Source organism: Paenibacillus sp. FSL A5-0031 (assembly GCF_001956295.1).
Taxonomy (GTDB): domain Bacteria; phylum Bacillota; class Bacilli; order Paenibacillales; family Paenibacillaceae; genus Pristimantibacillus.
Genome location: NZ_MRTD01000006.1, coordinates 126,524 through 139,373, shown reverse-complemented (window position 1 = coordinate 139,373; position 12,850 = coordinate 126,524). Strand labels below are relative to the sequence as shown.

Below are 12,850 nucleotides of genomic sequence, written 5' to 3'. Positions count from 1 at the left end.
ATGACGAAACAAAAGGAACTAACTATCATTCAATATCCAAAATGCGGTACATGCCGCTCAGCGCTTAAATCGCTGCAAAATAAGGGCAACGATGTTGTATCCAGAAATATTGTAGAGCAAACACCTACAGCTGCGGAGCTGAAGGAGATTGTAAAAAACAGCGGTCTAGAGCTGAAAAAGTTTTTTAACACATCTGGAGATGTTTACAGGGAGCTTGGTTTGAAGGACAAGCTGGCTGACATGTCTGAAGATGAGAAATATGACTTGCTAGCTTCAAACGGCATGCTGATTAAACGGCCTATCGTGACGGATGGCAAGACGGTTACTGTTGGATATAAGGAAGAACAATACGAACAAGTTTGGAACAATGGAAAAGGGTGAATGGACGTATGTCACAAACCAAATGGCGTTCCAAGAGGCTGTCGCAGCTAGGATCATCCATATTTGCAGAAGTTGCAGCGTGGAAGCGCTCAGCTGTGGAAAGCGGTCTTGATATTATTGATCTGGGAATCGGAAATCCGGATCAGCCGCCTTCGCCCGCCGTTAGACAGGCGCTTAGCGAAGCGGCATTGCGCAGCGATATGTACTCGTATCCAGCAATCAAAAGCGGCTTGCCGTTTCGAGAGTATGCAGCGAAATGGATGAAGCATCGATTTCACGTGGAGCTGGATGCTGGAGATGAGATCGTAACACTGCTTGGCTCACAAGACGGTCTTGCCCATCTTGCCATGGCGCTTTGTGATCCTGGCGATATCGTTTTGCTGCCTAATCCTGGGTATCCAATCTATGCTGCATCATTAGCGCTCGCAGGAGTCGAATCTGTATTGATGCCGCTGCGCGAGGAGAATGGCTTTATGCCCGATCTGGAGGCAATACCGGATTCGGAGTGGGACCAGGCAACGTTTATTTTGCTCAATTACCCGAACAACCCGATTTCTGCTATAGCGGACATTTCCTTTTTTGAGCGATTGATTGATAAAGCAAAGCGTCATAACGTGTTGGTCGTTCATGATCTTGCATACTCCGAGATGGGATTTGAAGGCTGTGAGCCGCCAAGCATTCTTGAGGTACCGGGTGCAATCGATCATGCGGTTGAATTCCATTCATTGTCCAAAAGCTTCAACATGGCTGGCTGCAGAATTGGTTTTTTGGCTGGAAATAGGGCAGCAGTCGCCGCTCTCCGCGAGCTGAAAGCGAATATTGACTACGGCGTGTTTGATCCTATTCAAGAGGCAGGAATTGTTGCACTTCAGGAAGCGATAGCAAATGTAGAGAAGCCAAAGGCAGGAAAGCTTTATGAGCAGCGGCGCAATACGTTCCTTGAAGCGCTTCGTGCAGAAGGATGGGATGTTGCCGCACCTCGGGCAACAATGTTCGTTTGGGCGCAGCTTCCTCCTATGCAGTGGTCGCTTAGCGAGCCGTGGACGTCCAGGCGAATTTCCCAGGAAATGCTTCGTCAAACGGGCGTCGTCGTAGTGCCTGGGGAAGCTTTTGGCTCCGAGGGTGAAAGTTATGTAAGAATAGCACTGGTTGAAAGCGAAGAACGGTTGAAGGAAGCTGCCGGGCGGATTGGAAAATTTATTCGTGGGCAATAAATATAAATAATAGTTTGATATGTTTGAGAGGGGTTTTATAACGATGAGTGAACAACGTTTACTTTTGGTTGATGGGATGGCAATCTTATTTCGGGCTTATTTCGCTACTTCATTCGGAGGAAGCGTTCGTAAAACAAGTGCAGGCGTACCTGTTAATGCAGTACATGGTTTTGTTCGGTATTTCATGGATGCAATCAATACGTTTAATCCAACACATGTCGTATGCTGCTGGGATATGGGAAGTACGACATTTCGTACGGAGCAATATGATGGTTACAAATCCAATCGTCCGTCTGCGCCAGAGGATCTAATTCCTCAGTTTGATCTGGTGAAAGAAGTCGTTGCCAGCTTCGGTGTACCGAATATTGGGATTGCAGGATATGAGGCGGATGATTGCATTGGAACACTTGCTGCTGCACTTAAGGATCAAGCGCAAATTTTTGTTGTGACGGGTGACCATGATATGCTTCAGCTGGTGGACGACCGGGTATCGGTTGCGATCATGAAGAAGGGCATCGGGAACTACATGGTGTATACGCCAGAAACGCTAATGGAAGAACGCCAACTTACGCCTATTCAAATTATCGACATCAAAGGGTTAATGGGAGATACAGCGGACAATTACCCAGGCGTGAAAGGTATCGGAGAAAAAACAGCGCATAAGCTTATTCAAGAACATGGTTCTATCGAGGGCTTGCTCGCTAATTTGGAGGCAGTATCCAAAACAATCCGAGTGAAAATTGAAGCGGATCTTGATATGCTTCATCTATCCCGTGATTTAGCGACAATTCGCTGTGATGTGCCAGTATCGGCAGAGCTCAATGGTTGCTGCTGGGCCTATGAACGCGAAACCGTATTGCTCAAATTTGAAGAGCTGGAATTTAAAAGCTTGATATCGCTTATTGGATAAATGAAAAGGATCTCCTCTTACGGTTATATCCCGTAGTGAGGAGATCTTTTTTTTTTTTCGATTAGATTTAAATATGGAATGGTCAGGCAGCGTATTGATGACAGATTGCCAATTCTAATATTGCAGTAACATAGCTTAAAAATGGGTAATTTTGGGTGATTATTACCAGATTTAAAAATAGTACATGAAATAAAAAGGTTTGTGCATGGACAGTGTCATAGGATGTACGCTATTTTATTAATAATGGTTATCATTCTTAATTAGACGCAGGAGGAATAAAGGAATGTTTTCACGCAATCAAGTTCGTCATCTTAAATTAGGGGTATTGCTCTCCCTTATTGGGTTAATGATTTTGGTGCTTTCCGCATGCAGCAGTGCTGAATCGAGTACAGAAAACAATGGAGTGAAAAGCACCGAAAAACCATCGGAAACAACGTCAGAGCCAGCGGTTGACCGGACGGTCAAAGATGCATATGGAGACGTGTTGGTGCCAGCTAACCCGGCAAAAATTGTCGTGCTGGATATCGGAGCGCTTGATAATTTGTTGGAGCTTGGCATTACGCCAATTGGAGCACCTTCAATTCTTGCTGCGGGAGATCCATATCCGGCTTATCTGAAAGGAACAGAAGGGATTTCGAATATTGGATCTGTAAATGAGCCCAACTTGGAAGCGATAGATGCTTTAAAGCCGGATCTGATTATCGGCAACAAAGATACACATGATGCGATCCATGACCAGCTTACGAAAATCGCACCGACTGTATTCGTAGAAACATTAGGCGTTACATGGAAAGCGAATTTGCAGCTGCATGCTGAAGCAGTGAACAAACAAGCAGAAGGTCAAAAACTGCTGGACGCCTACAATGGGAAAATAACGGATCTAAAATCTAAATTAGCGGACAAAGGAAAAAGTGTCTCACTATTTCGTCCGCGTGCCGATAAAATACAAATTTATTTGAAGGATACGTTCGCTGGAACCATTATGACAGACGCTGGGATCAATCGTCCCGAATCACAGAACATTGAAGGATTTTCCAAGGATGTGACCGAGGAGCAAATGAGCAGCCTGGATGGAGATATAATCCTTTGGTTCAACCGGGAGCCAGATGCCTTTGCCAAGGTTGAGAAAAGTGCGTTATGGGCTTCCTTAAACGGAGTCAAAAGCAATAGTGTTCATTCCGTTGATTGGGAATATTGGATGAGCGGACTTGGCATTCAAGCCGTAAACAAGGTTGTCGATGATCTGCAATCATTTCTTGTAAAATAATTAAAGATTGGGTCGCCAAGCGGCGCCCCAATCTTTCTTCGTTTATTTGACAATGACGAGCTGGAGGTAGGCGAAGTGAAGCCCAGATTAATGGGATTGGCTGTACTTGTTATTTTTGTTTGCGCTGCTTTATTATCGAGCATTATGTTTGGGATTGTACAAATTCCATTCCATGCCGCCCTCAATGCATTTTGGTCATATGATGCTTCACAGGAAGCTCACATCATTATCCGTTCCGTCAGGCTACCAAGAGCACTGATCGCAGCAGCTGTGGGAGGCTCGCTCGCTGTAGCGGGCTGCTTGATGCAGGCGCTCAGCCGAAATGCGTTAGCAGGTCCTGAGTTATTTGGGGTGAATTACGGGGCTGCACTCGCTGTAGTTATCGCTTCAATAGCATTAAATTCCACCTCGCTTACTGTGTTCTCTTGGTCGGCTTTACTCGGTGCAGCAGCTGCAGGAACAGCTGTATTTCTGCTTGGTTCATTAGGCAGAGGCACATTGACCTCAGTCAGGCTTGTACTCGCAGGAGCTACGATCAACCTTCTGCTTACCTCCCTTACGCAAGGGATACTTATTTTGAATGAGCAGTCTTTGGATACGATGCGATTTTGGCTAGCTGGTTCGCTTACAGGAAGGGATCTGCAATTGTTTATACAGGTGTCCCCTTATATGCTAGTTGGATTAATTTGTGCGTTTGGTCTAAGCAATCATATGAATGTTATCGGTCTAGGAGAGGATGCGGCACAAGGACTAGGCCAACATGTGTTCTTTATCAAGACACTCTGTATCATCGCTATTGTGCTGCTTGCAGGCAGTGCGGTTGCTATCGCTGGTCCCATTGGGTTCATCGGACTTGCAATTCCGCATATTGCTCGATCTATTGTAGGACTTAATTACCGATGGATCATTCCTTATTCCGCATTAATCGGTGCCCTGCTGCTGCTGATTGCGGACATTGGCGCACGATTTGTACTGCCTGATCAGGAAATTCCCGTAGGTGTTGTAACGGCCTTCTTCGGGGCGCCATTTTTAATTTATTTGGCTCAGCGAAGGGGTGGAGCGACATAACTTCTTTTATAAAAGGACGTTGGCACCGAATTATTATTTTGTTGTTATTGATGAATGTACTTGTATTGCTGCTGAACATTATTATTGGCGAGAGAAATATACCTGTGATGGCTGCAATCCAGACGGCGCTTGGAATAGGCAGTGACGAATATGCGTTTACGATTCGTCAAGTGCGGCTGCCAAGGGTACTGACTGGATTTTTGGCTGGATGCGGCTTGGCATTATCGGGGACGATCCTGCAAATGATTACCCGCAACCCGCTGGCTTCACCGGGCGTCATTGGACTAAATGCAGGAGCGGCAGCTGCTGTAGTTGCTTTTCTGGTGCTTGTCCCTTCCTTTCCAATGAGCCGTCTTCCATTGGTTGCATTTGGGGGAGCGCTGTTGGTCGCATTAACGATCTATAAGCTCTCTTGGAAAAAAGGCAGCTCTACCGAGCGTATGCTTCTAGTTGGAGTTGGCATATCTGCAATGGCTGGCGCATTAATAACGTATTTACTGACAGTAGGCAAAATATTCCGCGTTTCTCAAGCATTTGTATGGATGGCAGGCAGTTTATATGGCCGAACGTGGGAACATTTCTGGCCGCTGCTCCCGTGGATTATCATTTTATTTGTGCTGCTAATGCTGTATACACGCTCCCTTGATTTGCTTCAGCTCAGCGATAGTTCAGCAATTGGGATGGGCATACGACTGGAACGCGTCAGATTTTTACTTCTCTTATTTAGCGTTGGTTTAGCGGGCTCAGCTGTCTCGATGGCTGGAACGATAGCATTTGTGGGACTGATGGCTCCGCATATTGCTTCAAATCTCGTAGGTACACAGAGTGTAAAAAGACTGCCGGTTGCTGCACTTCTTGGAGGGTTAATCGTTATGTTGGCGGATTTACTAGGGAGAGTCCTTTTTTCGCCATTTGAAATACCTGTAGGATTAATTACTGCGCTGATCGGGGCGCCCTATATGATCAATTTGCTGATTCGTCGCAGAAGCTTATAAGAAATGGAATTAGCCAATGTTTTACGAAAGGCAGGCGGTTGTTGCTAAATGATGCCTCATTCCACAGTGACTCATTCGCTCTATCTATTCTCATCGGTGCGCAAGAGACGCTTCACAGGCAAGAGAGGAATACGCACCTATCGGATTCCAGTATATTTATTATGCTTTATTACAGAAGGCGAAGGCGTTATTCTATTGGATGGTACACTATGTAGAATTCGTCCGTTTGAGCTGTTTTTGCTTGTGCCGGGCATGGTTGTAGAAATATCTGAGCAGTCCGGGGGCTTTGAATATTATGGCGTGTTTTTTCAGCCGCAAACATTAGTTAAGACGAAAGGCGGCATGATACTATCCAGCTCAATATCGCTGTCTGGCTCGCTGTTGCCCGGCCGGATACCAGTCTCTCAGCCTCAGCATATCCTGCAACGAATTGTTGAAATGGATAAGAGCAGCAAGGACGAGCGGGCAAAAGATAGCTTGTCGCTTCGGCTGCAGCTGGAACAATTTATTCAATTTTTAATCAAGAGCGTTCCAGAGCCGACTGAACAAAACGATGATCGCATCAATCGAAGCATTTCTTATATGGAGGAGCATTATACGGATAAAATAAGCATGGGGAAGCTCGCCGAAATGGCAGGGATGTCACCAGTCGCTTATTCACGTCTATTTGTAAAAATAACGGAGCTCTCCCCTATTGAGTATTTGGGTACAATTCGAATGAATAAAGCAAAGCAGCTTCTGAGCAAAAAAAATAATCGGGTCAAGGAGGTTGCTGCTGCTGTCGGATTTCGCAGCGAATTTTATTTCAGTCGAATGTTTCAGCGTATGGTCGGCGTTTCCCCAACGATATTTATGAAGCGGGATACCGTAAGAGTAGCGGTAGCCTCTTCGCTTGGGTATCAGCACTATTTGCAATCTTTAGGGATTGAGCCAGTATGTGTGCTCGATTTATTTCATTACCCGGGATTAAGCGAGAAAGAGTATGCAGCGCGGTTCCACAGCCAATTGGAGGAATTGAAGCGGTCTGCTCCCGATCTTATTATTGCTGACCATTATCAGAGCGAATTTCGTGAGTCATTGAAGGAAATTGCATTTCCCGTTTTTCACGATTTGTCGGTATGGGACTGGAAACGGAACTTTTTGAAAATTGCGGAGCTTCTCGGCCGGGAAAGCGAAGCTGCTCAAACATTAACCCGTTTGGAAATGCGGACGCTGGAAGTGAAGCAGACGCTGCAGCAAGCCTTGGGTGAGAGTCGTATTACAATTATGCAAGTCAATCATCGGACGATAGGCATTCAAGGTACTACGGGTCATCCATTAAATGAACTGATTTATGGCGAACTCGCCTTGAAGCCCGGTGCTCCGGGATGTGGAGACATTTGGAGACAAGAGATGCTGCCTGAGTCGATGCCGCTCCTCGAAACGGAGCATTTATTTATACATAAGCATCATGTGCTTGCTGGAAGCGGAAAGATGTTTCAGCGGATGCTCGAGACAAATGTATGGGATCAAATTCCTGCTGTGAAAACCGGCAATACTAGGCTGATTCAAAATTGGTTTGTAATGAGCTGGACGCCTATAGGCCGGCATTCCATTATGGACATGCTGTTGGAATTATGTGCGAATCAAGATGGACAACAAAAAAGGTTGGACATGGCTTAGCTGTGTTCAACCTCTATTTGAGTTTCTATATGGAGTAATCATTCAATCCCAGCTCTTTCAAATACGAATTGCTCGAAATTAAACGTTTTATTCTATATCCATTGATTTAATCGCATTTTTCATAAATAATTGTCCTTTCAGCAAATTATTAGAGTCACTTTGTTAGCAAAAATTGTACATCTTTGCTGCTTCTTTGCATATAAAAAAATGGAATGCTATTGACCTGTTCTCATTAAAGAACTAAAATATACATATTGTCTGTTATAAAGTGTTAGTTTGTGTTGTTTTTGTTGAGCTTTACGTTTAGATCTAAACTGGCCGAAGGAGAATATTATGATAGGGGAACGGATTAAAAGTCTACGGGAAAAAAAGGGCTACTCGATCACGAAGCTTGCTGACCTAGCGGGCGTATCCAAGTCCTACTTGAGCTACATTGAACGCAATATGCAGAATAACCCATCTCTTCAGGTAATGGCAAAAATAGCAGCTCCATTAGACTCAAACATTGAATATTTACTCGGAGAAGAGCATTTACCAAAGATTCATATGGATGAAACGTTGGATGAGGAATGGCGAGTCATTATTAAAAATGCGGTTGATGAAGGTATGAGCAAGGGTGATTTCCAAGCACTAAAAGACTTGATCCGTTCAAATATGTGGAAGGAAAGCAGAACGGAGACGAACGTCTACTCTGCTGACAAAAAGAAATCATCAAATATTATTATTCTTCATATCGATAACTGACGTTGAATAAAAAGTCGGGAAAGTGTATTGACATGTTCTATATAAAGAACTAATATTGTGTTATTGTTCTTTATAACAAACATAGTAAGCAGGTGTGCAAATGGAAGGTAAACGGCTGGAGGATTCACAAGCATCGCATCATGATCAAGACAGAGTGAAGATTAAAGAAATAAATCTTAAAGCGTTATTTCTCACGGTAAAAAAACGACTGTGGATAGTCGTGGTCATTACTATTCTCTTTACAGTCGCTGCGGGCTTCTTTAACTCAAAGCCTGAAACGCCAATGTATGTATCAAACACGCGGATGATCGTGGCTGCTTCCTCGGATATGATGGGCACAGTGAGGGTATTGTTCAGAGAGCCAATCGTTTTGGATCAGGTAATTGAAAAGCTCGGTCTTAATCTTTCGGCAGCAGCGCTGCGAAGCCAAATTAGAGTAGACAGTGTAGATGCCTCGCTTGTTACCGTAGTTTCTGTTATGGATACCGATCCAAGGCTTGCAGCTGAGATCGCGAATACAGCAGTGGAAACCTACAGGCAAGTAGCATCGGAAGTGCTTGGAATTACGAGCATCAGATTGTTGACGAAGGCAGAAGAAAATCCTTTCCCGATTAATGAAAAAAGCAATCGTATCGTGTACATTGCCTTTTTGCTTGGCATGATTTTGAGCGTAGGATTAGTATTCCTGCTAGATTCACTCGATGATTCTATCAAATCAGAACGAGAAGTGGAAGAGCTGCTCGGCCTAACGATGCTTGGTCAAGTTAATAAAATTAAACGAAAAGATTATGCTAGCAGTCGTTTGAAAAAACAAAAAAGCATTTCTGTAAGAGGTGAGACGATTGGTTCGTGAACGGCAAAAGGTATCAAAGTCTTATGTAAACAAAAGCTTACTCGCTTATATTAATCCGCATGGCATCGTTTCGGAGCAATATCGAACCATTCGCAACAATATTCATTATGCAGCGAGCGGCAGCAAGGTGCGTTCTTTACTGGTCACTTCGCCCTCAGAGGGCGAAGGGAAATCGACAGCGGCAGTCAACTTAGCTGTCTGTATGGCACAACGTGGCGATAGAGTGCTGATCATCGACGCAAATTTTCGCAATCCAATCATAAACAAAATCTTTAATGTACAAACCTCGCCAGGTTTGTCGAATGTTTTAGGGCAGCAGCTCGAAATTCGTGAAGCGATCTATAATACGGAGGTCGAAGGACTCGATATTTTGCCAAGCGGGCAGCGCCTCTATAATTCGACAGAACTGCTCGATTCACAGCTCATGATAGATGTAATGGCATTTGCAGATGAGCATTATGACATGGTCCTGCTGGATTGCCCGCCGGTTCTTGGCGTTCCGGATACGAATGCGCTGGTAAGTAAATGTGACGGCGTACTCTTGCTTTTAAAACATGGGAAAACACAGCAGGAGCATGCACTGGAAGCGAAACGTGCATTGTTGTTTGCAAAAGCTAATATATTGGGTGTCATACTAAATAAGTAGAGCGTTTGATGATATCAATCGGATAGCGCTTTTTTTACGGACTATTGTTCTTTATAAAGCACATTAAGTGTTTGTAAAGGCAATTTCATTCGGTAATGTCTCCTCACCGTTATCAATGGAGGCACTCGGCCATACTGTGGGTTGCAAAAAAACCTTAGACGCGAGTCGTCAAGAGTGTGGTGTGAGGCGGGGTTCGATGCCCCTGGACTCTATGTTAGAGTCTTTAACTAAATGGTTTTGAATAAAGCCTTTTAGTTAAACACTCTAAGAGTGTAGCAGAGATATGAAGCTTGATTCTCTTAAGCCAATAATTTCGTTTGTTTTTTCTATATCTGAAGAAAGGGTGAATGTTCTTTGACGTATCGACAAAGATTGTCTTTATTGATTTTAATCGACTCCATTATCGTTTTTACCGCCATTTTTTTTAGCAGGTTATTGCTAAGTGCTTCACTTGATGTGGTGACTGCACCCATTGTAATCAGCTCGATTACTTTGCTGTTAAGCCATCATTTCTTTTCCTTCTACTACAATTTGTATAAGAAGGCATGGGAATATGCGAGTGTAGGGGAGCTATTGATTATTACAAAGGCCGTTTCCTTCTCGATCTTTGCAGCAGCGATTATTCAGCAAATTGTGATGCAGGATGTGTTTTTCAGGCTGCTTGCCGTGACGTGGATGATTCATATGCTGTTAATCGGAGGGTCGAGGTTATGCTGGAGAATTTTCCGTGGCAGCTACCAGAAAAATGCTGGATTGCGTAAAAGCACGTTAATTGTTGGTGCTGGCTCTGCGGGTACGATGCTTGCCCGTCAGCTCCTTAGCAACAATGATATGGAGCTATTGCCAACGGCGTTCATAGATGACGATGTAAACAAACATAATCTAGATATTATGGGCATTCCGGTGTTGGGCGGAGTTGAAAGCATTGCGAAGGTGGCGCTTGATTATGAGATTAACAATATCGTTATTGCGATACCCTCACTGAGCAAAAAACAGCTCAACACGATTTTTAGCGAATGCGCTAAAACGAAAGCAAAAACACAAATCATTCCTATGCTTGAGGATTTGGCTACGGGCAGAGTGTCGGTTAGTCAATTTCGTGATGTTCAGGTTGAGGATTTATTAGGGCGTGAGCCTGTAGAGCTCGATATTGAGAGTATTTCAGGTTACGTTACCCAAAAAGTCGTTATGGTAACAGGCGCTGGGGGCTCGATTGGATCTGAGGTGTGCAGGCAGGTTTCGAGGTTTTTACCGGAGAAGCTTATTTTGCTTGGACATGGAGAGAACAGCATCTACTCCATTGAGATGGAGCTGAAAGAGCTTTACGGACATACGAAAATAGAATTTGTGACAGAAATCGCCGATATGCAAGACGCAAATAAAATGCTGGCCGTTATGCAAGCTCATCGTCCGCAGGTCGTTTATCATGCAGCAGCACATAAGCATGTTCCACTGATGGAGAGAAATCCAGAGGAAGCGTTCAAAAATAACGTAATGGGAACCTTGAATGCGGCAAGAGCAGCCAGCCAAGCTCGCGTGGATACGTTTGTCATGGTATCGACCGATAAGGCGGTTAATCCAACCAGCGTTATGGGCGCGACAAAAAGGATTGCAGAGATGGTCATTCAGCATATGGACCGGTTCAGCAATACCAAATTTGTAGCGGTAAGATTCGGCAATGTTTTGGGCAGCCGCGGCAGCGTTATTCCGCTGTTCAAGAAGCAAATAGCGAAGGGGGGACCCGTAACGGTTACTCATCCGGACATGGTTCGCTATTTTATGACCATTCCTGAAGCTTCAAGGTTAGTCATTCAAGCTGGTGCACTTGCCAGAGGCGGTGAAATCTTTGTCCTCGATATGGGTGATCCCGTTAATATTACCGATCTTGCACAAAATGTCATTCGGATGTCAGGCTACTCGGTCGAGGAAATCGGCATTGAGTACACAGGAATTCGACCAGGCGAGAAGCTATTCGAAGAAATGCTTAAGGATGATGAAATCAATGAAAAGCAGGTTTATCCAAAAATCTACATAGGCAAATCATCCGAGATTTATTTTGAACATATTGAAGAAATTATTGCCCTGCACGGGGGAATGAGCAAAGCAGAATTGCGTACAAGGCTGCTGGATCTAGCGAATAATGTCGTAGAGCTTCCTGGATTTGCATCTGTAACAGGTTAAAAAACGAAGGAGTTGCATAAAAGTTATGAAGGTTAGAAAAGCGATAATACCAGCTGCTGGTCTGGGTACAAGGTTTCTCCCAGCAACAAAAGCGATGCCAAAAGAAATGCTGCCAATCGTCGATAAGCCAACTATTCAATATATTGTGGAAGAAGCGATTGAATCAGGCATCGAGGACATTATTATTGTAACGGGTAAAGGAAAACGGGCAATCGAGGATCATTTTGATAACTCACTTGAGCTGGAGCAAATTTTGACTGCCAAACATAAATACGATTTATTAAGTGAAGTGCGCAAATCAGCGGATATGGTGGACATTCATTATATTCGTCAAAAGGAGCCGAAGGGGCTTGGGCACGCCATATGGTGCGCTCGCAAATTTATTGGCGATGAGCCGTTTGCCGTACTGCTTGGGGATGATATTATCTCAGCGGAGAAGCCTTGTATAAAGCAGATGATCGAAAAATATGATGAGTATCATACATCGATTATCGGCGTGCAGCGTGTGGCGGACGAAGCTGTATCTCGCTACGGAATTGTAGATGGCACTCTTATGGAAGAATCCTTCCACCGGGTTAGACATTTGGTCGAGAAGCCGTCCAAGGAGCTCGCGCCATCGAATATGGCGATTATGGGCAGGTATATTTTGAACCCGGCGATCTTCGACATTCTCGGCAATCAATCGCCTGGAGCGGGCGGAGAAATACAACTGACCGATGCGATCGCTGCTTTAAACCTAATGGAAGCCGTATACGCTTATGAATTCGAAGGCAAGCGTCATGATGTTGGTGAGAAAATGGGCTTTATCCAGACGACGATTGAATTTGCTCTTCAGCGTGAGGATTTGCGTTATGAGCTATTAAACTATTTATCGCAAATGGTTGAAAGAGAATCTGCTAGAAAATAATTCTAGTATAGGATGGTAGAAG

At 44.4% G+C, this 12,850-nt stretch carries 12 protein-coding genes; all 12 read left to right on the top strand.

Features of this window, described 5'->3' with window-relative positions:
• The 12 genes from BK120_RS12695 (at window position 1) to galU (ending at window position 12,828) form a co-directional block, all read left to right on the top strand.
• Window positions 1–381 carry an arsenate reductase family protein gene (locus BK120_RS12695; RefSeq protein ID WP_076267876.1) on the top strand — a complete coding sequence of 127 codons (381 nt, stop codon included), beginning with the start codon at window positions 1–3 and terminating at the stop codon, window positions 379–381.
• An 8-nt stretch (window positions 382–389) separates the two neighbouring features.
• Window positions 390–1,595: an aminotransferase class I/II-fold pyridoxal phosphate-dependent enzyme gene (locus BK120_RS12690; RefSeq protein WP_076267875.1), complete on the top strand. Its 1,206-nt coding sequence runs from the start codon at window positions 390–392 to the stop codon at window positions 1,593–1,595.
• Between the two features lie 43 nt (window positions 1,596–1,638).
• Window positions 1,639–2,505, top strand: coding sequence for a 5'-3' exonuclease (locus BK120_RS12685; RefSeq protein WP_076267874.1), 867 nt, complete (start codon window positions 1,639–1,641; stop codon window positions 2,503–2,505).
• 283 nt (window positions 2,506–2,788) lie between these two features.
• Window positions 2,789–3,772, top strand: a complete 984-nt coding sequence (locus BK120_RS12680) for an ABC transporter substrate-binding protein (protein ID WP_076267873.1) — start codon at window positions 2,789–2,791, stop codon at window positions 3,770–3,772.
• Window positions 3,773–3,862: 90 nt separating this feature from the next.
• A complete protein-coding gene (locus tag BK120_RS12675) occupies window positions 3,863–4,840 on the top strand; it encodes a FecCD family ABC transporter permease (RefSeq protein WP_076268061.1) in 978 nt (325 codons plus the stop codon).
• Window positions 4,841–4,890: 50 nt separating this feature from the next.
• Window positions 4,891–5,835: a FecCD family ABC transporter permease gene (locus tag BK120_RS12670; RefSeq protein ID WP_083681923.1), complete on the top strand. Its 945-nt coding sequence runs from the start codon at window positions 4,891–4,893 to the stop codon at window positions 5,833–5,835.
• Between the two features lie 48 nt (window positions 5,836–5,883).
• Window positions 5,884–7,497: a helix-turn-helix domain-containing protein gene (locus BK120_RS12665; protein WP_076267871.1), complete on the top strand. Its 1,614-nt coding sequence runs from the start codon at window positions 5,884–5,886 to the stop codon at window positions 7,495–7,497.
• A 333-nt stretch (window positions 7,498–7,830) separates the two neighbouring features.
• On the top strand, window positions 7,831–8,241 hold the full coding sequence (locus BK120_RS12660) for a helix-turn-helix domain-containing protein (RefSeq protein ID WP_076267870.1): 411 nt from the start codon (window positions 7,831–7,833) through the stop codon (window positions 8,239–8,241).
• Between the two features lie 100 nt (window positions 8,242–8,341).
• A complete protein-coding gene (locus tag BK120_RS12655; RefSeq protein WP_083681921.1) occupies window positions 8,342–9,094 on the top strand; it encodes a YveK family protein in 753 nt (250 codons plus the stop codon).
• Window positions 9,084–9,740, top strand: a complete 657-nt coding sequence (locus tag BK120_RS12650) for a CpsD/CapB family tyrosine-protein kinase (RefSeq protein WP_076267869.1) — start codon at window positions 9,084–9,086, stop codon at window positions 9,738–9,740. The genes BK120_RS12655 and BK120_RS12650 overlap by 11 nt, the downstream gene beginning before the upstream one ends.
• A gap of 354 nt (window positions 9,741–10,094) precedes the next feature.
• Entirely contained in the window at window positions 10,095–11,921 is a 1,827-nt protein-coding gene (locus BK120_RS12645; protein ID WP_076267868.1) for a polysaccharide biosynthesis protein, read from the top strand.
• A gap of 25 nt (window positions 11,922–11,946) precedes the next feature.
• On the top strand, window positions 11,947–12,828 hold the full coding sequence (gene galU / locus BK120_RS12640; protein WP_076267867.1) for a UTP--glucose-1-phosphate uridylyltransferase GalU: 882 nt from the start codon (window positions 11,947–11,949) through the stop codon (window positions 12,826–12,828).
• Window positions 12,829–12,850: the final 22 nt, after the last annotated feature.